This is a genomic window from Erythrobacter sp. A6_0 (assembly GCF_017744235.1).
Classification (GTDB): Bacteria; Pseudomonadota; Alphaproteobacteria; order Sphingomonadales; family Sphingomonadaceae; genus Qipengyuania.
Genome location: NZ_JAGHQR010000001.1, coordinates 170,124 through 194,063, shown reverse-complemented (window position 1 = coordinate 194,063; position 23,940 = coordinate 170,124). Strand labels below are relative to the sequence as shown.

The window sequence follows — 23,940 nt, the reverse complement described above, 5'->3', positions numbered from 1 at the left end:
AAGAGCGTTTGCGTTAACGATCGCAAGCCGCAGGAATCCTCGCCTGGCACGGCTCTTGCGTCGGGTATGGTTAAGAAAGGATCGCGTTCCCTGTGCTGCATAAGATCAAGCGTCTCTTTGTCATCAAGAATCGCTTCGAAGCGTATCTGATCATCTTCGCCCTGGCTCTGGGCGCGATGACGCGTGGCGCGCACTACACCGAGATCTATCCCGGCCCGATGGGCTACGTCCTCATGGCGGCAACGGCGGGCGCAGTGTTTCTGGGCGGCGCGAAGATCCTCGACTGCCTGCGCTACGAGCGCGCGGAGAAGGAAGCGGCGGAACCACCAGAGGCATGAGCCTCGTCATCGCTCGATATCTTGAATGTGTGAGGTGGGGGTTTCTGTTGCTAGCTACCCCCGGAGCCCCGGAATCCGCTTCTGTTGCCCGGTGGGTCCAACCGCGCTTTAGCTTTGTAAGATCAGGCCGCTAGGCCGTCAGATTACGCAGCGAGAGCGAGTGCTTCGTTATCGTTGGCACTTGTGTGTTGCGAACAGTTTTACGGGTTACTCAGCCCGGGCGAAAATACCGTCTTTCAGCACACGTCGATCCTAGTTCGGCCCCGTCATAAACCCCGAAAATACGCGGTTTGTGGTGGAGCCGCCGGGTACCGCCCCCGGGTCCGTTGTACCTATTGCACGGCACCATTTATCGCCATAGTCGGTCGAAACCGACAGACCCCATATAGGCGCTTCCGCCTTAATGTGAAGTGGATGAAGGCGCGGATTTGCCGTCCTTCAGTTCCGCCAGGATCTTCTTCAGAACGTCCAGCTGCGGATCGGTGGGCACTTCCGGGTTGGTCGAGCTCTCTTCGGTTTCCGCCTGTTTGCGCTGAATTTCCTCGGTCACCTTGTTGACGCTGCGGACCAGCATGAAGAGCGCGAAGGCGACGATCAGGAAATTGATCATCGCAGTGATCAGCGCGCCATAGCCGATCATGGCCACGCCCGCTTCCTTCAGCTGCTCGTAATTGTCGAGCGCGCCCTCATAGCCTTCCGGAACGTCGCCCAGCATCAGGAACCAGTTCGAAAAGTCGATATCACCAAAGATCCAGCCGATCAGCGGCATCAGCACCGCCTCGGTCAATTGCGTAACGATGCCGCTGAACGCCGCGCCGATCACCACGCCGACCGCGAGATCGATCACATTGCCGCGCGCGATGAATTTCCTGAATTCGGTTCCCAGTGCCATGCCGTCCTCTCTATCTATGACCCGGCGCCGATTTGCCTTTTCCCGGCGGCGCGATCAAGCACCGGAAATCGTCCACCCACGCTTGAACCGCGCATCGGGTGTGCTATCTTTCCAAGACACTCATCAGGGGAATTTGTCGCATCATGAAACGCATCGCCGCTTTCCGTACCGCAATCGTAGCCATGGCCGCGCTCACGCTGTCGGCCTGCGGGATCAATTCGGTCCCGACCAAGGAAGAGGCGGCCAAGGCGCAGTGGGGCAATGTCGAAACCGCCCTTCAGCGGCGTTCGGATGTCATTCCCAATCTCGTTTCGGTGGTTCAAGCCGCTGCGATTTCGGAGCAGAACATTCTTCAGGGCGTCGTCGATGCCCGCGCCCGCGCGACCTCGATCAACATCACGACCGACGATCTCAGCGATCCCGAAGAGTTTCAGCGTTTCAACGAAGCGCAGAACCAGCTTACACAGGCACTGGGCCAGCTTCGCACCGTGGTCGAAAACTATCCGCAGCTCGCCAGCCAGCCGCGCTTCGGGGATTTGATGGTCGCTATCGACGAGGCGAACAATCTCATCAACACCGAACGCGTCCGCTATAATGAAGCGGCGCGCGATTATAACACGGAAATCCGCACCTTCCCCTCGACCATCGGGGCGAACATCATTCACGGTGCCGAGCCGCTCGAATATTTCGAAGCCGATGCCGTCAGCCGGGAAAATCCGGAGGTGGATATGAGCGGCATCACCGGAAATAGCGCGACGGCCGTACAGACGCCCGGAACTGAAAGCGCGAACTGAGCGGCGCGATGATGCGCCTGTTCCTTGCATGCTGGCTGCTCCTGGCGGCCCTCGCTACTGCGCCTGCCCTGGCGCAGGCGGAGCTGCCGCCGCGCCCCGACGGGCCGGTCTATGATGGCGCGGACATGCTGTCCGACGCGACCGAAACCGCACTCGACCAGCGGTTGCGCGATTACAATCGCGAAACCGGACGGTCGATCATAGTCGCGACGGTACCTTCGCTGGGCGGTGAGACCATCGAACCCTATGCGACCCGATTGTTCGGCGAGTGGGGCATCGGGGGCGAGCAGCGGGACACCGGGCTGTTGCTGCTCGTCGCCAAGGACGAACGCCGTATGCGGATCGAGGTCGGCTACGGCCTCCACCCGTATTTCGGCGGGATCATGGCCGGGCGCGTCATCAACGATGTGATCACGCCGCAATTCAAGGCAGGCGATTTCGATGCCGGAGTGACGCAGGGTGTCGATGCCATCCTGGATCACCTGGCGAACAGTCCGGAAGACGCGATCGCGATCGAAGAGGCGCAGCAGGCCGCCCGGCAGGAACGTCAGTCGCGCGATGGTGGTTTTCCCATCGGCGCGATCATCTGGATCGCCTTCCTCCTGTTCTTCTTCGTCCTTCCGATGTTGCGCGGCCGCGGGCGCAAGCGTCGCTTCGGAGGCAGAAGGCGCGGACGAGGCGGCCCATGGGGCAATGCGGCGCGCGACATCATCCTGTGGGAAGCTGGCAAGGCCGTGGTTCGCGGTCTTTCCGACGGCGACGATTGGGGTGGTGGCGGCGGCTTCGGCGGTGGTGGCGGCTTCGGAGGCGGCGGGTTCGGTGGCTTCGGCGGCGGCATGTCCGGTGGCGGCGGCGCTTCGGGAGGCTGGTAGATGGCGTATCTTTCCGAAAAGGAGCATAAGCTCGTTTCCGATGCCGTTGCACAAGCGGAAACGGCGACCAGCGGCGAAATCGTGACCGTCCTGGCCGATCGCAGCGATGGCTTTTCGGACGTCGTGCTCGTCTACGCGGCGGGCATGGGTTTTACCGCGATGAGCGTGTTTGCCGCCCTGCCCCTGCCTTTCCTCGACCTGTGGGACGCCCTGATCGGCGGCTGGGGGCACGATTGGACGACCGGAGAACTTGCGAGCATGACGATCGCACTGGGCCTCGTGGCGTTCGCGGCGACCTGGTTGCTTCTGGCCATCGATCCCCTGCGGTTCGCCCTCATTCCCAAACCCGTAAAAGCCGCGCGCGCACGCGACGCCGCGATCCGTCATTTCAAGGTCGGCGCGGAAAGCCGCACGCATGGGCGCACCGGCGTCCTCCTCTACCTCTCCATGCGCGAGCACCGCGCGGAGATCGTCGCCGACGAAACGATCGCAGGGCAGGTCCCGGCAGAGGTATGGGGTGAGGCGATGGCAGACATGCTGGCCGAAATTCGCGAAGGGCGCATCGCCGAAGGTCTGGCGGTGGGCGTACGCGATGTCGGCGCGGTTCTGGCCGAACGCTTCCCGCGCGATGCCGAGGACACCAACGAACTGCCCGATCGGCTGATCGAGGTCTGACCTTCGATTCCGCCTCTCCCGTGCCGAATGCCAGTCCCGAACGGAAATCCATGATCGATCCCCGCAACACGCCCGACCACGACGCCCCCGAAACGATCGAGTGGAAGGGCGACTATATCACCGCCAAGACGCGGGGGCGGTGGGAATATGTCGGGCGTGCGCGCAATATCCGCGCCGCCGTGATCCTGCCCCTGATCGGCGACGACGTGATCCTCGTCGAACAATATCGCGTGCCGCTGGGTTGCAATTGCATCGAACTGCCCGCGGGCCTGATTGGCGATGAAGAAGGCTATGCCGATGAAGACGATCTGGCCGCCGCAGGCCGCGAACTTGAGGAGGAGACCGGCTTTCGCGCGGGCAGGCTGGAAGAGATCGGCCGGTTCTATTCCTCTCCCGGCATGGTCAGCGAAAGCTTCACGCTCGTCCGCGCGACCGAGCTCGAAGAGATCGGACCCGGTGGCGGAACCGACAGCGAGGATATCGCGGTACACCGCGTTTCGCGCGCCGGGCTGAAGGATTTTCTCGACCGGAAACGCGCCGAAGGTTGCGGCGTCGACGTGCGCCTGCTCTTGCTGCTGGGACAGGATATAATCGCAGGAGAGTGACTATGGCCGAAGCGAATAAGAGCCGGGCGAATAAAGGCAGGTGCGCGGGCAAGCTGGCGCTGGTGACGGGTGCGGCGCAAGGTCTGGGGCGCGCCCATGCGACCCGGCTGGCTGAAGAAGGCGCGCGCGTGCTCTGCACTGACCGGAACGGCGAAGGCGCCGAAGAAACCGCGCGACTGATCAACGAGGAATTCGGCGAAGGAACCGCCTTCGCCTGCGCCCACGACGTCACCGATCCGGACGATTGGACGAAGGCGGTCGATATGGCGCGCGACAAGCTCGGCGGGTTGAACGTTTTGGTCAACAATGCCGGGATCGGCGTGGGCGGTAATATCGAGACCTGCGATTTCGACGACTGGAAGCGATGCTTCTCAGTCAATGTGGATTCGATCTTCCACGGTTGTCGGGCCGCGCTTCCGCTGATGCGCGAACATGCGCCGGGATCGATCGTGAATATCTCCAGCATTGCCGGGCTGATCGCCAGCGACACCATGCCGGCCTATAATTCGTCGAAGGCGGCGGTGTGGATGCTGTCGAAATCGATCGCGCTCCACTGTGCGAAGAACCGTATGGATATCCGCTGCAATTCGGTTCACCCGACCTTCGTGGATACGCCGATCCTGGACGGGACGGCGAAGAACCACAATCTGGACAAGGACGTGCTGCTGGAAAAGCTTGCCCGCCAGATCCCTTTGAAGAAGGTCGGCGAACCCAACGATATCGCCGATGCCGTGGTCTATCTCGCCAGCGACGAGAGCAAGTTCATGACCGGCGCGGAGCTGAAGCTCGACGGCGGAATCTCCGCTATGTAAATTTCTCTGCGATTGCTTCCGTGGAACGGCTTGGCGGCCGGGAGGGAGAGCGGATCATCTCCCTCCCCTCAATCCGCGATCAGTCCGATCGCGAGGTAGATCAGCAGGAAGCTGCCGAAGCTGAGCAGCGTGCCGAGGACGAAACCGACCCGCACCAGAGTAACGTCGATCCCGAAATGACGGGCGATGCCGGAACACACGCCCATCAGCTTGGCATTGCGGCGGTCGAGCGCGAAGCTCTTGCTAGGCGCGCCGCCAGTGGATGAGTTGCGAAGATCGTTCATGCCAGCATTCCGTTCGGAGTAGCGGGGACGATCGCGGTGGCGAGGAACACGGCCGAGAGGGCCAGCGAGAAGGCGGCTGCGAACAGCTTGCTGCCGTCGAAGTCGAACATGAGATGATTTCCTTTTTTCTAAATGGGCTTAGGCGATGAGGCCGGACGGGCTGGCGGGGACGATCGCGGCGGCCATGCAGATGGCCGAAATGGCGAAAGCGGCGATGGCGGCGAAGGCGTTGTTGGCTTTGAAGAGAGACATTTTTGAATTTCCTTTTTCCCTGAACCCCGGCCCTTCCGGGGATGCCAGAATGATTGCAACCGCCGTGCCAAACTTGAAAAACGGCTGAATTTCGCCGTTTCGGCCTCCTCGCTTCCTGACGCGTTCGTTCATCAATCCGAAAGGTTGGGAAATCTCACCACATTTTGGAATCCACCCAATTCGAGTGGCGGTATCGCGAGCGCACGGCTATCTCCTCACCCGCTCATGGCGCTCGACCGCATCTCTCTTTCGAACTTCCGCAACCATGCCGAAACCGCGATCGATGGGACCGGTCGGCTGAACCTGCTCGTCGGCGGAAATGGAGCGGGCAAGACCAATATCCTCGAGGCGCTCTCTCTCCTCGCGCCGGGCCGGGGCATGCGGCGGGCGGCGCTGGCCGATATGGCGCGCCAGGACGGGCCCGGCGGTTTCGCGATCGGCGCGAGCCTGGCTCACGATAATGTCGGTGACGAACCCGTTCGGATCGGCACTTATACCGAAGCCGCGCAGCCGGGCCGCCGCCGCGTGCGCATCAACAGCGCCGAGACCAGCGCCGTCTCGCTCGGCGAATGGATCGCGATCGGCTGGCTCACCCCGGCGATGGATGGCCTCTTCACCGGGCCTGCGCAGGATCGAAGACGCTATATGGACCGGCTGGCGCTTGCGCTCGATCCCGAGCATGCGAGCCACGCCAACCGTTACGAAGCGGCCTTGCGCGAACGTAACCGCCTGCTCGGCGAAGATCGCGAGCCCGATCCCGCCTGGCTCGATGCGATCGAAAAGCAGCTCGCCGAACATGGCGACGCGCTCTCTGCGGGACGCGCGCGGCTGGTCGATGCGATGATGGCCGAGATCGTGGCGCAACCCGAAGCGCCCTTCCCCCGTCCCGCGTTGAGCTACGCGCCGGGCGGCCCGCTCGGTTTCGAAGCCCTGTCGCAGGCGCTCCATGACGGGCGCCGCCGCGATCGCGCCGCCCAGCGGACGCTGACCGGCCCCCATCGCGACGATCTGGACGTGCTCTACGCCGCGAAACGGATGCAGGCCGCCGCCTGCTCGACCGGAGAACAGAAGGCGCTGCTGCTCGCAATGACGCTGGCGCACGCGGCGCTCGCGGCGAGAGGTCGCGCGTCGCTGCTCTTGCTGGACGAGGTTGCCGCGCATCTCGATCCCGATCGGCGCGTGGCCTTGTTCGATCGGTTGCGCAGCGGCGGCGCACAGGTCTGGATGACTGGGACAGAGACCGCTCCCTTCGAAGCGATCGCGGGCGAAGCGTCGGTCTGGGAAGTGCGCGATGGCGCGGTTACGCGCCCCTGACTCAGTGGCCCGCGCGTTTCTTGGCTTCTACTCTTCGGGCTCCGGCAAGGCCTTTGCGACCTGCGCCACCGTGTCGTTCGCCAGGACCTGCAGGCCCTCTTCGGTCGGGTGGATGCGGTCGTCCTGAAACAAGTCGGGCCGCTGATAGACCGTCTCCAGCCAGAACGGGATCAGCTCGGCTCCGTATTCCCTCGCCAGATCGCCATAGAGCGCGTCGAATTCACGCTGGAACTCCGGCCCGTAATTGGGCGGTGCCCGCATTCCCATCAGCAGGACTGGAATGCCCCGCTCACGCAATTCACCCAGCATCGTTTCGAAATTGGCGCGCGTTTCGGCAGGCGGGATGCCGCGCAGCAAATCGTTACCGCCCAGTTCCAGAATGACGAGATCGATATCCGTCTGCTTGTCCAGCACGAAGGGCAGACGCTGGCGCCCCGCCCCACTGGTGTCCCCCGACACGCCCGCATTGACGATCCGAGCATCGATCCCCCGCGCCCGCAGCGCGTCTTCCAGCTTGGCGGGATAGCTGTTCTCCACTCCCACACCGTAGCCCGCAAACAGACTGTCTCCGAAGGCGAGGATGCGGCGCTCCGGCCCGCTTACAGGGACTTGCGGCGTATCGTCGTTCGCGGCGGAGGGCGTCGCCCGACGTGCCGTTTCGTCGGCCTGAGGCGCAGGGTCGGCGCTTTGGCCGCAGGCGGCAAGGAGGATCAGCAGCGGAAGGATCGACAAACGGACGAGATGCACCAGCGAGGCTCCTTGTGACGGGCGGCACCCTGTGCCATCGCAGCGATGTGACCAATTCTCAAGCTGCGATCTCCGCCCGCAATCTCACCCTCACTCTTGGAACCGCGGAAGCGCCGGTTGAAATCCTGCGCGGCGTCGATCTCGACGTGATGCCGGGCGAAACGGTGGCGCTGCTCGGCCCGTCCGGCTCGGGCAAGAGCTCGCTGATGGCTGTCCTGTCCGGTCTCGAACGCGCGAGCGGGGGTACGCTTCAAGTCGCAGGTCAGGATTTCGTCGGCATGGACGAGGATGCGCTGGCCCATGCGCGGCGCGGGCGGATCGGGATCGTGCTGCAGGCCTTTCACCTCCTGCCGACCATGACCGCGCAGGAAAACGTCGCCACGCCGATGGAACTGTCGGGAGAGAAGGAAGCGCAGCCACGCGCCCGAACGGAGTTGGAGGCAGTCGGGCTCGGCCATCGGCTCGACCATTATCCGCAGCAATTGTCCGGCGGCGAACAGCAACGCGTCGCCATCGCCCGCGCCATCGCGCCGCGACCCGACCTGATCTTTGCCGATGAGCCCACGGGCAATCTCGACGCGGCGACGGGGCAGGAAATCGTCGAACTGCTCTTCGCCCGCCGCGCGGAAACCGGCGCGACCCTGCTCGTCATTACTCACGATCCGGAACTCGCCAAACACTGCGATCGGGTGATTCAGCTGGGCGACGGGGTGATTGCGAGCGACACGCGCACATGACCTGGGGCGAAGCCTGGCGGATCGCGCGGCGCGATCTGAATGCGCGGTTCAAGGGATTGCGCCTTTTGCTGGTCTGCCTGTTTCTGGGCACAGGCGCGCTGGCGGCGATCGGGACTCTGACTGCGGCGATCGAAGGAGAGATCGCGTCGAGCGGGCAGGAACTGCTCGGCGGCGACCTCGAAATCGAATTGTGGCAGCGTTCGCTCAACGCGCAAGAAGACGCCGCCCTCGCCGAATACGGGTCGCTGACGCGTGGATACCGGTTGCAGGCGATGGCGCGGCGCGGCGATCAGGCGGTGCCGATCGGCTTGAAGGCGGTCGACGATGCCTATCCGCTCTACGGTGCATTGACCCTGCAAGACGGTCGCAATGTGGGTGCGCCTGCGCTGGACGAGGCCTGGCTGGATCGCGGCGCTGCCGAACGACTCGGCGTCGAACCCGGCCAGACCATCGCCATCGGCACGCGCACGCTGACAGTCGGCGGCATCATCGCGACCGAGCCCGACAAATTGAGCGAGGGGTTCCAGTTGGGCCCGACCGTGATCGTGGCGGAAGGCCTGCCGGAAGCGGCTGGATTGCTTGCGCCGGGATCGATGTTCCAGAGCAAGACCCGCGTCGCTTTTGCCACGCCCCGCGATCCGCAGGCCGTGCGCGACGAACTGGAAGACCGCTTCCCGGAAGCCGGGTTCGATTTTCGCACCGCCGATCGCGCGTCGCCCGGCGCGGATCGCTTCGTCAGCCGAATGAGCGAATTTCTGACTCTGGTCGGCCTTGCCGCGCTCGTCATCGCCGGTATCGGGATCGGCGGCGGCGTAACGTCCTATCTCGACGCGCGGCGGCAGGCGATCGCGACGCTCAAGATCCTGGGCGCGAGCAGCAGCGATATCGCGCGCATCTACGCGCTCCAGATCGGGGCGGCGGCGCTGGCGGGCAGCCTTGCCGGGCTGCTGGTGGGCGTGGCGGTGACCCCGCTTCTGGCCGTGGCCCTGTCCGGCCTGCTGCCGGTCGAAACCGGCTTCGTGGTCGATCCGCTCGCTCTGCTGACCGCGCTGGCTTACGGCTTGCTGGTCGCCTTCGTGTTCGCCGCGCCGCCGCTGCTGCGCGCGCGCCATTTCCCTGCCATGGCGCTGATGCGGGCGCGGATCGCGCCGCTGGCGCGGGATCGGCAGGCCCTGATCGCCGTCGGCGCGGGGCTGGCGGCGATCGTCGCGCTGGCGCTTCTGACGGCGAGCAATTGGCAGCTATCGGGCCTGTTCCTGATCGGCGCGGCGGCCGCTCTGGGATTGCTCGCTCTCCTGGGTCTAGCGATCCGTAAAATCGCCGGGGCGCTCCCTCGCCCGCATAATCCGATCGCGCGCAACGCGCTTGCCAATCTCCACCGCCCCGGATCTTCGACTGGCGCGCTGGTTACTGCGCTCGGCTTCGGCCTTGCCGCCTTCGTGCTCCTCGCCGCAGTCCAATCCGCGATCGACGGGAATATCGAGCGCCGCGTTCCCGATCAGGCCCCCGATTACTTCGTCCTCGACGTTCCGCGCGATCGCGTTACGGCGTTCGAAGATCTCGTCCGCAGCGAAGATCCCGAAGCCGATATCCGCACCGTTCCCGCCCTGCGCGGCGCGGTGCTGGCCTTCGGGTCGGACGGCGACATGACCCGCACCGCCGAGCTCGAGGAAATCCCCGACGGCGCGTGGGCGCTGCGCGGCGAACGCGGCCTGACCTATGCCGACGAGGTTCCCCCTGGCAATACCATCGTCGAAGGAGACTGGTGGGGCCCGTTCCATGAGGGCGAGCCGCTGGTCTCGGTCGATCAGGAATTCGCCGAGGCTGCCGGGCTCGAAATCGGCGATCTGCTGACCTTCGGCGTGTTGGGGACCGAGCGGACCGCGCGCATAGCCAATCTGCGCACGATCGATTGGGAAAGCCTGGGCTTCAATTACGTCTTCGTGCTCAGCCCCAATGCGCTCGACGATGTGCCGCACAATCTCGCCGCCACGATCGAACTTGCGGACGAGACGCCCACTGCACCGATTCTCCAGGGGCTGGTGCGCGAATTTCCGTCTTCCTCGGTGATCGAGGTCGGCGGCATTCTCGAACAGGCGCGCACGCTGCTCGAACAGGTCGGCCTCGCCACGTTGGCCGCGGCAAGCGTTGCCGTGCTGGCGGGTCTTTCCGTGCTGCTGGGGGCCATCGCCGCTGCGCGTGCGGCGCGGACCTACGATACGGTGATCCTGCGCGTCCTCGGCGCGGACCGGCGGCAGGTGCTGGCGATGCAATTGATCGAATACGGCGTGCTGGCGCTGGCGCTGGCCGTGGTGGCTCTGGGGCTCGGCAGCCTGCTCGCCTGGCTGGTCATCACCCAATTGTTCGAGTTCGACTGGCTGCCCGACTGGAGCGAGATCTTCGCCGTGCTCGGCATGGGGCTTGCGGTCGTGATGGCCTTCGCGATCGGCGGCTCGCTGCCTCTGCTACGGGCCAAGCCGGCGCAGGCGCTGCGCACGCTCTGACATGCCGCTCCGCAGTCCCGGCTTTCTCAGGCTCGGATCACAGGACAAAGAAAAGGGGGCTCGAAAGCCCCCTTTCTCCTTAGTCGATGCTGTGAAGCGCGGTCTTAGAACCGGACCCGCGCCGTCACGCCGTACGTGCGCGGCTGGCTGGGATAGCCCGAGATCGAGCCCGCCTGCGCGGTGCTGGGGAAGATCTGGGTGAGGTACTGCTCGTCGCCCAGATTGCGGACATAGCCGGTCACTTCGAATCCGTTCTCCATCGCGAAGGTCAGCGAGGCGTTCACCTGATTGACTTCGCGCGTGTAGTTGCGGGCGATCGCGCGCTGCTGGTCGAATGTGCCGAACCCCGGAACGCCTTCGATCAGCTGAGTGTCGCTCTCGTGATAGAAATCCACGCGTCCGATCAGCAGATTGCCGCTCGATCCCAATTCCTGCGTATAGGTCGCCGAGGTGGCGATCGTGAACGAGGGGATCCCCGCCGGGCGCGTGCCCGTCAGATCGCCGACAGCCGAATTGGTGAAGCTGTTATAGATCGGATCGAGATGGGTCAGCGCGAAGGTGAACACCAGAGCGTCGGTCGGGCTGATCGTGCTGTCGAGCTCGAAACCCCGCGTCGATTGCTCGCCCGCATTCGCCAGAGCGAAGCCGGTGCCGGTGAAGACGTTCGACTGGAAGCCGTCCAGCGTCTGGTCGAACAGCGCGACGTTCAGCGCGAAGCCGGGATAATCGAGCTTGATGCCGAGTTCGTAGACTTCCGATTCTTCCGGCCCGGCGAAGCGCGACCCGGTGCCCAGATTCGGCACCGCAATGCCCGCGTCGCGGATCGGCGAGGACGGCGCGAGGATCAGGCTGCCGCGCGGACCGGGCGTGAAGTCGGAGGCCAGCGGCCGGCTGTCCCGCGACAGGTTGACCGAGCTCGCCTTGAAGCCGGTGGCGTAGGTGAAATACGCGTTGATATTGTTGTTCACCTCGTACGCGATGCGGCCGGTATAGCTCCAGTCGTCGTCTTCCGTCTGGCCCGGTTCGACCGCATTCGGCACGCCCAGGAAGGGCGGGATGAACTGCAGCGGCTGAAGGGCGAGCAGCGGATTGACCGCCGGATTGAGCGCGGCATTCGTGATCGCTCCGAAGGCCGGTCGCGTGGCGGGATTGGTCGCAAAGCCGTTGATGACCGTAGGGGTCACCGCGCCGGGCGCCACGTTCAGCGCACGGGCGATCTGGCCGACGATGAAGGCATCGACGAGATTCACGTTCGCCAGCGGATCGAAGGATTGCTGTGCGAGAGTGAAGTCCTTCTCGTCCTTCGTGTAATTGAAGCCACCCGTCAGCGTGATGCGATCGGTGACTTCGAAATCCACCGTTCCGAAGACCGAATAGCTTTCGTTCTGAAGCGTGAAGGCTTCACGCGAAAGCGGCCCTTGGGCGAAGCTGCCACCCTGCGGGATGCCCAGCGCCGCTTCGGCCGCCGGAAGCGCGCCGCCCGCCAAGGCGTTGAAGAACGGCCGTGCCGCCGCGCCATTGTCGAGGCCGCTGGTCTGCACCACGTCTTCGTTGAAATAGAAGCCGCCGAGCAGGAAGTTGAACGGACCGTCGAAATCCGACGTCAGGCGCAGTTCCTGCGTGAAGGTGTCGACCGCCTGGTCGCGGAATTCGCTGACCACGTCCGCGCTGGTGAAATCGACGTCCTGCTGGTTGAAAGCGCGCAATTCGCGATAGGCAGTGATCGAGGTCAGCGAAAAGGCGCCGATCTCGTAATCGGCCTGGATCGAGCCGCCATAGCTTTCGATGTCGTTGGTCGGCAGCTGGTTCAGATAGGCTTCGTAGCTGAACGGATCGTTCGCCGCGACATTGCCGCCCACCGCGCGGGTCGCAGCGAAGGTCGGCCCGGCGAGGACGTTGCCGGCGAAGCAGCAATTCTCGTCGATCTTGGAATAATCGCCGATCGCGCGGACACGCAGCGCCCCGCCATTGTCGAAGAGAAGCTGCGCGCGCGCGCCGTAGCGGTTGCGATCGTTGATCTTCTCGTCGAGGTTGACGACATCGACATAGCCGTCGCGCGTGTTGTAATTGCCTTCCAGAGAGAAGGCGACGCTGTCGGTGATCGGGCCGGTGACGTCGCCGCGCACGACGATATTGTCGTAATTGCCGTAGGTCAGCGCGGCGCTGCCGCCGAAGGTGAATTGCGGCTCACGCGTGACGACCGAGATGATGCCGGCGCTGGCATTCTTGCCGAACAAGGTGGACTGCGGCCCGCGCAGCACTTCGATGCGCGCGACATTGGCGAGATCGTTGATCTGCGCCGCCGAACGCGAACGGTAGACCCCGTCGATGAACACGCCGACCGAAGGCTCGACGCCGACATTGTTCGCACCGTTGCCGAAGCCGCGGATGAAGAAGGTGGTGTTGGCCGAGCTCTGCAGCTGGCTGACGCGCAGCGACGGCGCGACCGTCTGCAGGTCGAGCAGGTCGCGGATTTCCGCGCGTTCGAGCGTCTCGCCCGTGGTGACGCTGACCGAGACGGGCGTTTCCTGAAGAGTCTGGGCACGCTTGGTGGCGGTGACGATGATGACGTCGTTATCGGCGGCGGGGGCCACATCGGGCTCGCCATCCGTCAGGTCGGCATCGTTGTCGAGCGTCGTCGTATCTTCCTCGATCGCCTGCGCGGCGACCGCGCTGGGCATGAGGGCGATCGCGGCGACACCGGCAAACAGGCCGGCGGAAACGCCACGCGAAAACGAACGCGAAAAATTCATGAAAAAAAACCTCTCTTCTCGAAAGCGATATCGTTGGAACCGCTTTTCTCTCCGATGCGCGCGGTAAAGCCGCGCTTGCACCGCCGCCCTTTACGTGGCGCGCCCCCCCGGAACAAGCGCGATCCCGCCATTTCGACGAGCTTCGATCCGTGTTGCGCCTCCGCCACACCTTCCGCTACGGCTTGGCGAGGGTGGGAAGCCGTCTGTGAGCTTGCCGCATTGCAGCAAGTCGGCTAGGGGCCGCGCGGACAGGGTGTTCGCTCGCCCGTTCCCCCTATTTTCCGATCCTCACGAAAGCACCCCGCCCATGTCCCGCGACCTGCGCAATGTCGCCATTATCGCCCACGTCGACCACGGCAAGACCACGCTGGTCGACCAGCTGTTCCGCCAGTCCGGCACCTTCCGCGAAAACCAGCGCGTGGAGGAGCGCGCGATGGATTCGGGCGATCTGGAAAAGGAACGCGGGATCACCATTCTCGCCAAGTGCACCAGCGTGGAATGGGAGCACGAAGGCAAGACGACGCGTATCAACATCGTCGACACCCCCGGCCACGCCGATTTCGGCGCCGAGGTGGAGCGTATCCTGAGCATGGTCGACGGCGTGATCTTGCTGGTCGACGCTGCGGAAGGCCCGATGCCGCAGACCAAGTTCGTCACCGGCAAGGCGCTGGCGCTAGGCCTCAAGCCGATCGTCGTCGTAAACAAGATCGACCGCAGCGATGCCCGCCCCGACGAAGTGCTGGACGAATGTTTCGAGCTGTTCCTCAGCCTCGATGCGAATGACGAGCAGCTCGACTTCCCCTCGCTCTGGGCCTCGGGTCGCGATGGCTATGCCAGCCCCGATGCGACCGCGCGCTCGGGCGATCTCGAACCGCTGTTCAAGCTGATCGTGGACCATGTCCCGTCCCCCGGCCTCGACACCAGCGGGCCGTTCAGCTTCCTCGCCACCCTGCTCGACCGCGACAATTTCATGGGCCGCGTCCTGACGGGCCGGGTCCAGTCCGGCACGGTCAAGATCAACGATCCGATCCGCGCTTTGGATGCCGACGGCAACGTGGTCGAAGTCGGCCGCGCGACCAAGCTGATGAGCTTCGACGGGCTCGACCGCGTGCCGGTCGAAAGCGCGCAGGCGGGCGACATCATCGCCATGGCGGGCCTCGAAAAGGCGACCGTGTCGAACACCATCGCGGATCCGGCCGTGACCGAACCGATTGCCGCCCAGCCGATCGATCCGCCCACGCTGGCAATGCGCTTCTCGGTCAATGACAGTCCGCTGGCGGGCCGCGAGGGATCGAAGGTCACCAGCCGCATGATCCGCGATCGCCTGATGCGCGAGGCGGAAACCAATGTCGCCATCCGCGTTACCGAAAGCGCCGACAAGGACAGCTTCGAAGTCGCCGGGCGCGGCGAATTGCAGCTCGGCGTCCTCATCGAAACGATGCGCCGCGAAGGCTTCGAGCTGGGCATTTCGCGCCCGCGCGTCCTGTTCCGTGAAGAAAACGGTCAGCGCATGGAGCCGTTCGAAACGGTCGTCATCGACGTGGACGACGAGCATTCCGGCACGGTCGTGGAAAAGATGCAGCGCCGCAAGGCCGAGCTGACCGACATGCGCCCCTCCGGCGCCGGCAAGACGCGCGTCACTTTCTCCGCCCCCAGCCGCGGCCTGATCGGCTATCACGGCGAATTCCTGTCCGACACGCGCGGCACCGGCATCATGAACCGCCTGTTCGAGAAATACGACGCGCACAAGGGCCCCATCGAAGGCCGCCAGAACGGCGTGCTGATCTCGATGGTGGCGGGCGAGGCGACCGGTTACGCCCTGTACGCGCTGGAAGATCGCGGCGAGCTGTTCATCAGCGGCGGCGCAAAGATCTATGAAGGCATGGTGATCGGCGAGAATGCCAAGCCGCAGGACCTCGAAGTCAACCCGCTGAAGTCCAAGCAGCTCACCAACTTCCGTTCGACCGGCAAGGACGATGCGATCCGCCTGACGCCCCCGCGCGTGATGACGCTGGAACAGGCCATCGCCTATATCGACGATGACGAGATGGTCGAAGTGACGCCGCAGACTATCCGCTTGCGCAAGGCGATCCTGGATCCGCACGAGCGCAAGAAGGCCAAGCGCAAGGACGGCTGAGATCCGCCCGCCGGGGTCCGATCAGTCCGGGCAGCGGCGCAACACGAATCCGTCTCTGGTATCGTAGCGCGCCCGCATCCGGTCCGGACCTTCCAGCGCCATATAAAAGGCGTATCGGGTGCCCGGGCCGTCGCCATATTGTTCGAAGACGGTCGCGGCGGCGTAGTCGCCGCGAACCCGCACCGTGCGCACGATGCCGGTGCTTTCGAAAAAGCCGATGCGGCTCTCTCCGATGTCGTAGCGCTGGTGTCTGGGCACGCCGCAATGGTCGAGATCTTCCGACCAAAGCCCGTGGAAACGCGCCGGTATCGTGTCCTGCACGGAAGCCCCGGCAACGCCCCGCTCCTCTTCTTTTTGCGGAGCCGGGCTTTCGTTAGGCGCCAATTCCGCAGAGCTGGACGGGTCAGGTGGAGCGACCTCGCCCGGTTCGGTCCGCGTAGCGACTTTTCCGGAGTTCCGGTCTTCCTGCGAGTTTGACGGATCGTTCGAACATGCCGCTAGCAAAACAAGTGCGGCGAGCGAGCCGAGGCGAAGCGGCAGCGCGATGATAGGTCGATGGCCCAAAGTCAGTCGCCGAGCGCCATGAAATTCGGCTGTCCGTTCGACGCGCTGACCCCGCCATCGACCGGCAGGTTCGCCCCTGTCACGAACCGCGCATCCTCGCTCGCGAGAAAGGCGACGACGCTCGCCACATCTTCCGGCTCGCCGACGCGGCCCAGCGGAATGCGGCGCAGAAACGCGTCCATCAGGTTCTTATTGTCGCGAATGCCCTCGCTCATATCGGTCCGGGTCAGCGAAGGCATGACGGCGTTCACGCGGATGCCCTGCGCGCCCAATTGGAGAGCAAGACCGCGAGTCAGATTGGTCACCGCGCCTTTCGATGCGTTGTAGATCGGCATGGTCCAGTCGCCGCCGCTGCCCGACACGCTGGAGGTGTTGATAATCGAAGCACCACCCGCACTCTGGCTCTTCGCCAGTTCGGGGATGGCCGCGCGGCACATATAGAGCATGCCCTTCACGTTGATATCGATCACGCTCTCGATATCGTCCTCGTCCGCCTCGGCCAGAGGACCGGCGGCGGCGATGCCGGCATTGTTCACCAGCACGTCGAGCCCACCGAAGCGTTCGACGGTCTTCCCGACGATCTCCTTCGCAAAATCCGCGCCGCCGATCGCGCCTTCGACGATCAGAGTGCGATCGTCAGGCAGATTCTTCGCGACCTTTTCAAGATCCTCGCGCGTGCGGGAATTCAGGACGACATTCGCCCCTTCTGCGGAAAACCGGCGCGCGATCGCGGCACCGATGCCGGAAGACGAGCCTGTGACGAGGACGGTGGTTTCGGAAAAACGGTTCATGGAGTCGGGCCTTTGAAGAATGAAGGGTTCACCCCTTCAACCCTTCTGTCCGCTGGAAGGTCCGATACCTCTACCGGTCTTTTCACCCGGTCAGATAGAATTCCGCCAGCACCAGCCCTGCATACAGCGTCGCGCCAAGCAGGAACGGCCAGAACTTGCTCTCCCGCTCCTCCGGCAGTTCTTCCTTCAATATCACAAGGACCATCGCCCCGCCGACGAAAGCGAACAGACAGCCGATGGCGATTTCGGGCAGCTCCACCAACAGGCCGGTGATCCACCCCGCCAACGTGGCGCCCACCAGCGCCCAGCGACCTGCATGGTCGTAAATTTCGGGATGATCGGCGCGGCTGGCGAAATCGGCCGTGACGAAGTGGAGCAGCAGCGCGACGAAGAACAGGATCAACCCGCCCGCCGTCTCGTCCTCGCGGTGGTTGAGAAGATAGGCGACGATAAAGATGAGCAAGCCGCTCGCCGCGATGTGCAGCCAGAAGATGCCGCTGCCGGGTCGTTTGTTGGTACGATCGCGGCCCCCGCGCGAGACGACCAGCGCCCGCTCGATCCCGTAGAACAGCGCGAGCCCTGCCAGCGACATCGTATAGACCCAAGCCTCCGCCGCTCCGCGCGCTAGGCCCATGGCGCGCTGAAACGTCGCTCCATGCGCGCCCAGTTCGGGCAGGATGTGCAGGAACACATAGGCGACCGCCACCCCGCCCGCAAAGCTCAGCCAGCGGCTGCGCGGCTCGACATCGAGGAAGCGCAGTTTCCCGACGAACAGATGCACCGCGCAAAAGCCAAGCGCCATCAGCGCGGTAACAGGTTCGATCGCGGGCATCCCGCGATGCCTAGCGCGCCTCGCCCGGGGCCGAAAGGGGCGGCTCTACGAACCGCCCCGGTGACGATGTCAGAACCGGGCGGTTGCGCTCACCCCATAATGACGCGGTTCGGCGGGAATGAAAGTCGGGATCCCGAAGGCGCCGCCAGTATTGCCGGCATCGAGCAGATAGTCCTCGTCGAAGGCATTGCGGATAAACCCGGCGATCTCGAAGCTGTCGTCGGCGAAGCTCACGCCTGCGCGCGCATTCACCAGCGTCACGCCTTCCTGCGAAATCAAAGGTCTGTTCGGCACTTCGAAGAAGATGCGGCTGCGATAGGTCACGCTGGGCGTCGCGAAGGCGCGCATCCCGTTGCCGATTGGCGCATCCACGGTAAAGCCGCCCGCCGCCTGCCATTCCGGCTGGAGACGGAAGCGATCGCCCGCGAATACGCCGTTCTCCGGTTTGTCGTCGATCCCTCCGTCGATATAGCCGACATTGCCGAACAGGCTCAGCCACTCGGTCGGGTTTACCGCGAGTTCCGCTTCGACGCCGAGATTGCTGGCGCTGCCCGCGCTCCGCGTAACCGTGGTACCGTCGGGCTGCGTGATGCTGACCTGGAAGCCTTCATATTCCTGGTAATAGACGCCCAGCGATCCCGACACGATCCCGCTCGCGAATTTGAGCCCGCCCTCGTAATTCCATACGGTTTCCTCGGGCACTTCCTGCAAATTCGACACGACCGCCCCGCCCGCGCGCCGTGCGCTCAACTGCACCACCGGCGAACGGCGGCCCTTCGATACGGTGGCGAAGACGTTGAGATCCGGGGTCAGACGGTAAAGCGCGTTGAAGCGTGGGAGCACGGCGGAATAGCTACGGTCGGCCTCGAACACGCGGCCGCCGGTATCCACCTGTCCCGGGATCAGGGGCGCGCCGGTAATGATCGAGTTGGGAACATCGGTGACATAGCCGGACTTGCGCTGTTCGATCAGCAACCGCGCGCCTGCGGTCAGTTCAAGCGCGGGGGTCGCGATGTAGGTCACGTCGGCGAAAACCGAATAGCTCTGATTCTCGCCGCGGTTCTCGAAGGTCGAGGTATAGGGAATCGCCGATGCGGCCCCGCCTGTTACGAGAGCGGTGACCTGAGAGGCCGACACCGATCCGTCCGGCGCTACACACGGAATACCGGGGATCAAGGGGCGCGGTGTCGCCACCGAGGTCAGGCATTGCAGGAAGGTGCCTTCCTCGGTCGAGAACGGTACGTTCTGGCGCCCCTTCTCGGTGAAGAAATTCCACCCGAACGCCGCGCGCCACATCGGATCGACATAGCTGAAGCGGCCTTCGTGGCTGAACTGCCAGCCGTCCGCGATCTCGGCGAATTCGAGGAAGGGCGCGGGCCCGCCATCGGCATCGAACACTTCGGCGCTGTCGAATTCGCGATATCCGTTGACGGTGGTGAAGGTCCAGCTGTCGCCGAATTCGTATTCGGCAGTGAGGTTCGCGTCATAGACTTCACGGTCGAGGCCAAGCTGCGCATCGCCCAGATGTGCTTGCGAATATGGCGAGCCGCCCAATTGCGCCGGGCCGAACGGATCGGCGGAGCCATTCGCAGTCGGGAACGTGCCCGAGATGAACGGTGTGCCGCCATTGCGCTGACGGTCGAACGTCCCGATCAGGTCGACGGTCAGGCGATCGGTAGGCATGAAGCGCAGCGAGCCGCGAAGCCCCAGATTGTCCTGCGCGTACAATTCTTCCTCCTGCGAGGCGGCGAGATTTTCGACATATCCGTCGCGCGTGCGCCACTCGAAGGCGATCCGCCCTGCCAGGACGTCCGATCCGGCATTGACGTAGCCTGAGAGCAAAGTGGCATCGAAATTACCGTACCCGCCTGTGATTTCGGCCGAGAAACCGGGGCGCGGACGCGCGGAGACGAGGCTGATCGCGCCAACGGCGCTGGCCGTTCCGAACAAGGTCGCCTGCGGGCCCTTGATAACCTCGACCCGGTCGAGATCGTAGATCGCCTGATACGACCCGCGTGAGCGCGAGATATCGACGCCATTGTAATAGAGCGTCACGCGCGGCCCCTGTTGCGAGGAGCCCGAATCCGACGTGATCCCGCGAATCACCACGCCGGGATTGTTGGCGCTCTGTTCCTGAATGTTCAGGCCGGGCACGTAGTTCGACAATTCGTCGAGGTCGGTGACGCCCAGTTCCTGAATCCGCTCGCCGCGCAAGGCGGAAATGGTGATCGGCACATCGGCGGCGCGCTGTTCGATCTTCTGCGCGGTGACGATGATCTCGTTGCCTCTCGTTTCCGCAGCTTCCTCGCCTTGCTCGGGCTGGGCGGCGGCCTGTGCCTGCAAGGCCGTCACGGGAACAAGAGCGCTCGACAGGACGAGCAGGCGGACGAGCGAGGTAAGATGCGACATGGCTTTTTTCCCGTCATTGGAAGACGCGAGGGCCTTTCGTATCCGCGCATGACCGGGCCGTGTCGGTTGCGTGTCGTCTCGATGAAACTGGCGAAAAATCGGTGAGGCGGCGTCATTTTCACCACGCCGATGTGTCGGATGGGCCACATCCGCGACCCGTCGACACGGCTCGCCGGGGACAGGAAGCTTCGATCCGGTGAGCCTCAGCGTAAAGATATAAGCCGCGTAGACCCCACCGGCTTGGCTTCGATCAAATTTCCGGCCCAAGGATGACAGAGCCTCTCGCGTCTGTATGTATCGCCCCATGCAAACAGGAACCCTCATAACGCTCGCCCTCTATTTCCTCCTGATGATCGGGATCGGCCTGTTCGCCTGGAAACGATCGACCGATACCAGCGAGGGATACATGCTGGCCGGGCGCAATCTTCATCCGGCGGTCGCGGCGCTGAGCGCGGGGGCTTCCGACATGAGCGGATGGCTGCTGCTGGGCCTGCCCGGCGCGCTCTATGCGGCGGGCCTGGTCGAAGCGTGGATCGGGATCGGCCTGTTCGTTGGCGCGGTCGCGAACTGGATCATCGTCGCCCCTCGCCTGCGCCAGCAGACCGAGGAGATGGGCAATGCGCTGACGATCCCCGAATTCCTCGCCAACCGTTTTCCCGACAAGGCGAAGACGCTGCGCGTCGTGTCCGGCCTCGTGATCGTCGTCTTCTTCACGGTCTATACCGCGGCGGGCCTCGTCGGCGGGGGCAAACTGTTCGAGACCGCCTTTGCCGACATCCTGCCTGCGGGCGGGATGAGCGATTACATGATGGGCATCTGGATCACCGCGCTGGTGGTGCTGGCCTATACGATGGTGGGCGGGTTCCTGGCCGTCAGCCTGACCGATTTCGTGCAAGGCTGCATCATGGTCGTCGCGCTGGTGCTGATGCCGCTGGTGGTGATGTTCGGCCCCGGCGGCACGGCGGGCGGATCGATCGAGGCGGTCGCGGCGAGCCAGCCGGGCTTTCTCAGCCTGACGCAGGGCCTCACCTTCCTGGGCTTCGTCAGCGCCGTGACCTGGGGGCTGGGCTATTTCGGGCAGCCGCATATCATCGTGCGCTTCATGGCGATCAGCACGGTCGAAAAGGTCAAGGTCGCGCGGAATATCGGGCTCGCCTGGATGGGCGTGGCGCTGATCGGGGCGCTCGGCGTGGGGATCGCAGGCCGCGCCTATGCGCAGCGCAACGGCATCGTGCTCGACGATCCGGAGACGATCTTCATCGTCCTGTCGGACCTGCTTTTCCACCCACTCATCACCGGCTTCCTGTTCGCAGCCCTGCTCGCCGCGATCATGAGCACGATCAGCTCGCAGCTGCTCGTCTCCTCCAGCTCGCTGACCGAGGATTTCTACCGCCTGTTCCTGCGCAAACACGCCAGCGAACGCGAGGCGGTGAATGTCGGGCGCATCTGCGTGGCGCTGGTGGCGGTGGCCGCGATTTTCATCGCACGCGATCCCAACAGCGAGGTTCTCGGCCTCGTCTCGAACGCATGGGCCGGCTTCGGCGCAGCGTTCGGCCCGCTGATCATCCTGGCACTGACCTGGAACCGGATGACGGGCGCAGGCGCGGTGGCCGGCCTTCTGACCGGTGCCGCCGTGGTCGGGATCTGGATCGCGCTGGGCTGGAACAGCGATTTCATCAACGGTCAGGGCCTTTACGAAATCGTGCCCGGCTTCATCGCATCTTGGCTGGCGATCGTGCTTGTCAGCAAGGCAACGGAAGGCCACAAAGCTCCCGCCTGATTGGGAGAGAATTCAATGCGTTTCCTTACCGCCGCGGCCATCCTGGCCCTGATCGCCCACCCCGCCACGGCGCAGGATGCGAAACCCATCGAGGAGCAGATCGGCGGCGGCGGGCGCCCGGTCGGCGCGAACTGGTCGCGCAGCCCGGTGATCGCGGAAAACGGCATGGCCGCCACCGCGCATCCGCTTGCGACCCAGGTGGCGCTCGATACCCTGAAAGCGGGCGGCAGCGCGGTCGATGCGGCGATTGCCGCCAATGCGGCGCTCGGTCTGATGGAGCCGACCGGAAACGGCATCGGCGGCGATCTGTTCGCCATCGTCTGGGACCCAAAGACCGAAAAGCTCTACGGCCTCAACGGATCGGGCCGCAGCCCGCGCGGTCAGACGCTCGCTCAGCTGAAGGAAAAGCTCGGCGATGCGACATCGATACCCGCTTACGGCCCCCTCCCCGTCACTATTCCCGGCACGGTCGATGCGTGGTTCGCGCTGCATGAACGGTTCGGCAAGCGCCCGATGGCGGACAATCTCGCGCCGACGGTGCGCTACGCGCGCGAAGGCCATCCGGTCGCGCCCGTGATCGCCATGTATCTGGAACGCTCCCTCGCCGCCTATTCGCGGCGCGAGGACGAGTTCGACTTCTCGAATGCGCGGCAGGTCTGGTTTGCGGATGGCAGCGCGCCGGAAGCGGGCGAGATGTTCAGGAACCCCGACCTCGCCAACACATTGGAGACTATCGGTCGCGAAGGGCGCGATGCGTTCTATGACGGCGCGCTGACCGAGACGATGGTGGATTACCTCCAGCGTCAGGGCAGTGCCTTCACCCGCGCCGATTTCGCCGCGCATGACAGCGAATGGGTTGATCCCGCCTGCGCGACCTATCGCGACGGATTCGAACTGTGCGAACTGCCGCCCAACAGCCAGGGCTTTGCCGCCTTGCAGATGCTCAACATCCTGAAGAATGTGGATCTGGCCCAGTGGGAGCGCGGCAGCCCGGAAGCCATGCATTACATGACCGAAGCCAAGCGCCTGGCTTACGAGGACGTTGCGCGATTCTACGCCGATCCCGACTTCTCGCCGACTCCGATGGACCTCTTGAGCGAGCGCTACGGGCGCGAGCGGTTCGCGCTGATCGATCCGGCGAAAGCCACCGCCTACGGCCCCGGCGAGCCCAAGCTGGAGGGCGAAGGCGACACCACCTATCTGACCGTGGTCGATGGCGACGGCATGATGGTGAGCCTCATCCAGTCGAACTATCGCGGTATGGGCGGCGGGCTGGTGCCCGATGGCCTCGGCTTCATGTTTCAGGACCGCGGCGAGCTCTACAGCCTCGATCCCGCGCATCCCAATGCATACGAGCCCGGCAAGCGCCCCTTCCAGACGATCATTCCCGCTTTCGTGAAGAAGGACGGCGCGCCTTACATGACGCTCGGCCTGATGGGCGGCGGGATGCAGCCGCAGGGCCACGTCCAGGTGCTGGTCAACATCGTCGATTACGGGATGAACCTGCAGGAAGCGGGCGATGCGGCGCGGTTCAACCACGATGGCGGCCGCCAGCCGACCGATACTCTGGACGGCGAAATCGAGGATCCGATGGGCACGCTCTATGTCGAGCCGGGCATCCCTACCGCCACGATCGAGCGGCTGCGCGGGATGGGCCACAAGGTCGAAGTGGTCGATAATGGGATCATGTTCGGCGGCTATCAGGCGATCGCGCGCGATCCCGAAACCGGGGTTCTCACCGGAGCGACCGAGATGCGCAAGGACGGGCAGGCCTCGGGGTATTGAGCGAGTGAAGGTGACGCGGGCTCTCTTCGGCCTGCGTTAACCAGACCTGCGGCATAGCAGAGG

General features: G+C 64.3%; 22 protein-coding genes and 1 other RNA gene. 12 read left to right on the top strand and 11 right to left on the bottom strand.

From position 1 onward, the window contains the following. Positions 1–92 precede the first annotated feature (92 nt). A complete protein-coding gene (locus tag J7347_RS01045; protein WP_209160526.1) occupies positions 93–338 on the top strand; it encodes a hypothetical protein in 246 nt (81 codons plus the stop codon). A 69-nt stretch (positions 339–407) separates the two neighbouring features. Here the strand turns inward: J7347_RS01045 and ssrA are convergent. Beyond that, positions 408–752, bottom strand: a transfer-messenger RNA (tmRNA) gene (gene ssrA / locus J7347_RS01040). Beyond that, positions 739–1,230 (bottom strand): large conductance mechanosensitive channel protein MscL, encoded by a 492-nt coding sequence (gene mscL / locus J7347_RS01035; protein WP_067678577.1) that lies wholly within the window; start codon positions 1,228–1,230, stop codon positions 739–741. The genes ssrA and mscL overlap by 14 nt, the downstream gene beginning before the upstream one ends. A 143-nt stretch (positions 1,231–1,373) precedes the next feature. Between mscL and J7347_RS01030 the strand changes: the two genes are divergently transcribed. The 5 genes from J7347_RS01030 to J7347_RS01010 are packed head-to-tail and all read left to right on the top strand — an operon-like array spanning position 1,374 to position 4,988. Next, positions 1,374–2,024 (top strand): LemA family protein, encoded by a 651-nt coding sequence (locus J7347_RS01030; RefSeq protein ID WP_067678579.1) that lies wholly within the window; start codon positions 1,374–1,376, stop codon positions 2,022–2,024. Between the two features lie 8 nt (positions 2,025–2,032). Continuing rightward, positions 2,033–2,896, top strand: a complete 864-nt coding sequence (locus J7347_RS01025) for a TPM domain-containing protein (protein ID WP_245173753.1) — start codon at positions 2,033–2,035, stop codon at positions 2,894–2,896. Further along, the gene (locus J7347_RS01020; RefSeq protein WP_209160524.1) at positions 2,897–3,571 is read left to right on the top strand and encodes a hypothetical protein; all 675 of its coding nucleotides are present in this window, start codon (positions 2,897–2,899) and stop codon (positions 3,569–3,571) included. A 50-nt stretch (positions 3,572–3,621) separates the two neighbouring features. Then, the gene (locus tag J7347_RS01015; protein ID WP_209160522.1) at positions 3,622–4,176 is read left to right on the top strand and encodes an NUDIX hydrolase; all 555 of its coding nucleotides are present in this window, start codon (positions 3,622–3,624) and stop codon (positions 4,174–4,176) included. A 2-nt stretch (positions 4,177–4,178) separates the two neighbouring features. Then, complete coding sequence (locus tag J7347_RS01010) at positions 4,179–4,988, top strand: SDR family oxidoreductase (RefSeq protein WP_209160520.1); 810 nt, start codon at positions 4,179–4,181, stop codon at positions 4,986–4,988. Positions 4,989–5,056: 68 nt separating this feature from the next. On the opposite strand, the gene J7347_RS01005 is transcribed toward J7347_RS01010, so the two are convergent. From J7347_RS01005 to J7347_RS13220, 3 genes are read right to left on the bottom strand one after another with little or no spacing between them, the layout of a single operon-like run. Beyond that, positions 5,057–5,272, bottom strand: a complete 216-nt coding sequence (locus J7347_RS01005) for a PspC domain-containing protein (RefSeq protein ID WP_209160518.1) — start codon at positions 5,270–5,272, stop codon at positions 5,057–5,059. Further along, positions 5,269–5,382, bottom strand: coding sequence for a recombination protein F (locus tag J7347_RS01000; RefSeq protein ID WP_209160516.1), 114 nt, complete (start codon positions 5,380–5,382; stop codon positions 5,269–5,271). The genes J7347_RS01005 and J7347_RS01000 overlap by 4 nt, the downstream gene beginning before the upstream one ends. Positions 5,383–5,410: 28 nt before the next feature. After that, positions 5,411–5,656: a hypothetical protein gene (locus tag J7347_RS13220; RefSeq protein ID WP_156501923.1), complete on the bottom strand. Its 246-nt coding sequence runs from the start codon at positions 5,654–5,656 to the stop codon at positions 5,411–5,413. 93 nt (positions 5,657–5,749) lie between these two features. Between J7347_RS13220 and recF the strand changes: the two genes are divergently transcribed. Next, positions 5,750–6,838 carry a DNA replication/repair protein RecF gene (recF, locus tag J7347_RS00990; protein ID WP_209160514.1) on the top strand — a complete coding sequence of 363 codons (1,089 nt, stop codon included), beginning with the start codon at positions 5,750–5,752 and terminating at the stop codon, positions 6,836–6,838. 27 nt (positions 6,839–6,865) lie between these two features. Here the strand turns inward: recF and J7347_RS00985 are convergent, their stop codons facing one another. Then, positions 6,866–7,585, bottom strand: a complete 720-nt coding sequence (locus J7347_RS00985; protein WP_209160512.1) for an arylesterase — start codon at positions 7,583–7,585, stop codon at positions 6,866–6,868. A 14-nt stretch (positions 7,586–7,599) separates the two neighbouring features. Here J7347_RS00985 and J7347_RS00980 point away from each other — a divergent pair, with 14 nt between their 5' ends. Together J7347_RS00980 and J7347_RS00975 are read left to right on the top strand one after the other, a co-directional pair. Continuing rightward, positions 7,600–8,322: an ABC transporter ATP-binding protein gene (locus tag J7347_RS00980; protein ID WP_348521529.1), complete on the top strand. Its 723-nt coding sequence runs from the start codon at positions 7,600–7,602 to the stop codon at positions 8,320–8,322. Then, positions 8,319–10,826 (top strand): FtsX-like permease family protein, encoded by a 2,508-nt coding sequence (locus J7347_RS00975; RefSeq protein WP_209160510.1) that lies wholly within the window; start codon positions 8,319–8,321, stop codon positions 10,824–10,826. Before J7347_RS00980 ends, J7347_RS00975 begins: the two co-directional genes overlap by 4 nt. A gap of 104 nt (positions 10,827–10,930) precedes the next feature. Here J7347_RS00975 and J7347_RS00970 read toward each other — a convergent pair whose 3' ends face one another. Beyond that, complete coding sequence (locus J7347_RS00970; protein WP_209160508.1) at positions 10,931–13,579, bottom strand: TonB-dependent receptor; 2,649 nt, start codon at positions 13,577–13,579, stop codon at positions 10,931–10,933. 307 nt (positions 13,580–13,886) lie between these two features. Between J7347_RS00970 and typA the strand changes: the two genes are divergently transcribed. Next, entirely contained in the window at positions 13,887–15,716 is a 1,830-nt protein-coding gene (typA, locus tag J7347_RS00965) for a translational GTPase TypA (protein WP_067683860.1), read from the top strand. A gap of 21 nt (positions 15,717–15,737) precedes the next feature. Here typA and J7347_RS00960 read toward each other — a convergent pair whose 3' ends face one another. The 4 genes from J7347_RS00960 to J7347_RS00945 form a co-directional block, all read right to left on the bottom strand. Continuing rightward, positions 15,738–16,037 carry a hypothetical protein gene (locus J7347_RS00960; RefSeq protein ID WP_209160506.1) on the bottom strand — a complete coding sequence of 100 codons (300 nt, stop codon included), beginning with the start codon at positions 16,035–16,037 and terminating at the stop codon, positions 15,738–15,740. A 245-nt stretch (positions 16,038–16,282) separates the two neighbouring features. Next, complete coding sequence (locus J7347_RS00955; RefSeq protein WP_209160504.1) at positions 16,283–17,071, bottom strand: SDR family oxidoreductase; 789 nt, start codon at positions 17,069–17,071, stop codon at positions 16,283–16,285. 82 nt (positions 17,072–17,153) lie between these two features. Further along, complete coding sequence (locus tag J7347_RS00950; protein ID WP_067683870.1) at positions 17,154–17,903, bottom strand: hypothetical protein; 750 nt, start codon at positions 17,901–17,903, stop codon at positions 17,154–17,156. A 69-nt stretch (positions 17,904–17,972) separates the two neighbouring features. Beyond that, complete coding sequence (locus tag J7347_RS00945) at positions 17,973–20,312, bottom strand: TonB-dependent receptor (RefSeq protein ID WP_209160502.1); 2,340 nt, start codon at positions 20,310–20,312, stop codon at positions 17,973–17,975. A gap of 304 nt (positions 20,313–20,616) precedes the next feature. Here J7347_RS00945 and putP point away from each other — a divergent pair, with 304 nt between their 5' ends. Together putP and ggt are read left to right on the top strand one after the other, a co-directional pair. Next, positions 20,617–22,092: a sodium/proline symporter PutP gene (gene putP, locus J7347_RS00940; RefSeq protein ID WP_209160500.1), complete on the top strand. Its 1,476-nt coding sequence runs from the start codon at positions 20,617–20,619 to the stop codon at positions 22,090–22,092. Between the two features lie 15 nt (positions 22,093–22,107). Further along, entirely contained in the window at positions 22,108–23,877 is a 1,770-nt protein-coding gene (ggt, locus tag J7347_RS00935; protein ID WP_209160498.1) for a gamma-glutamyltransferase, read from the top strand. Positions 23,878–23,940 lie beyond the last annotated feature (63 nt).

Bases quoted from the DNA above. Each gene is read 5' to 3' on its own strand.
- mscL (WP_067678577.1), bottom strand. From the start codon at position 1,230: ATGGCACTGGGAACCGAATTCAGGAAATTCATCGCGCGCGGCAATGTG.
- J7347_RS01030 (WP_067678579.1), top strand. From the start codon at position 1,374: ATGAAACGCATCGCCGCTTTCCGTACCGCAATCGTAGCCATGGCCGCG.
- J7347_RS01025 (WP_245173753.1), top strand. From the start codon at position 2,033: ATGATGCGCCTGTTCCTTGCATGCTGGCTGCTCCTGGCGGCCCTCGCT.
- J7347_RS01020 (WP_209160524.1), top strand. From the start codon at position 2,897: ATGGCGTATCTTTCCGAAAAGGAGCATAAGCTCGTTTCCGATGCCGTT.
- J7347_RS01015 (WP_209160522.1), top strand. From the start codon at position 3,622: ATGATCGATCCCCGCAACACGCCCGACCACGACGCCCCCGAAACGATC.
- J7347_RS01010 (WP_209160520.1), top strand. From the start codon at position 4,179: ATGGCCGAAGCGAATAAGAGCCGGGCGAATAAAGGCAGGTGCGCGGGC.
- J7347_RS01005 (WP_209160518.1), bottom strand. From the start codon at position 5,272: ATGAACGATCTTCGCAACTCATCCACTGGCGGCGCGCCTAGCAAGAGC.
- J7347_RS01000 (WP_209160516.1), bottom strand. From the start codon at position 5,382: ATGTTCGACTTCGACGGCAGCAAGCTGTTCGCAGCCGCCTTCTCGCTG.
- J7347_RS13220 (WP_156501923.1), bottom strand. From the start codon at position 5,656: ATGAACGAACGCGTCAGGAAGCGAGGAGGCCGAAACGGCGAAATTCAG.
- recF (WP_209160514.1), top strand. From the start codon at position 5,750: ATGGCGCTCGACCGCATCTCTCTTTCGAACTTCCGCAACCATGCCGAA.
- J7347_RS00975 (WP_209160510.1), top strand. From the start codon at position 8,319: ATGACCTGGGGCGAAGCCTGGCGGATCGCGCGGCGCGATCTGAATGCG.
- J7347_RS00970 (WP_209160508.1), bottom strand. From the start codon at position 13,579: ATGAATTTTTCGCGTTCGTTTTCGCGTGGCGTTTCCGCCGGCCTGTTT.
- typA (WP_067683860.1), top strand. From the start codon at position 13,887: ATGTCCCGCGACCTGCGCAATGTCGCCATTATCGCCCACGTCGACCAC.
- J7347_RS00955 (WP_209160504.1), bottom strand. From the start codon at position 17,071: ATGAACCGTTTTTCCGAAACCACCGTCCTCGTCACAGGCTCGTCTTCC.
- J7347_RS00950 (WP_067683870.1), bottom strand. From the start codon at position 17,903: ATGCCCGCGATCGAACCTGTTACCGCGCTGATGGCGCTTGGCTTTTGC.
- J7347_RS00945 (WP_209160502.1), bottom strand. From the start codon at position 20,312: ATGTCGCATCTTACCTCGCTCGTCCGCCTGCTCGTCCTGTCGAGCGCT.
- putP (WP_209160500.1), top strand. From the start codon at position 20,617: ATGCAAACAGGAACCCTCATAACGCTCGCCCTCTATTTCCTCCTGATG.
- ggt (WP_209160498.1), top strand. From the start codon at position 22,108: ATGCGTTTCCTTACCGCCGCGGCCATCCTGGCCCTGATCGCCCACCCC.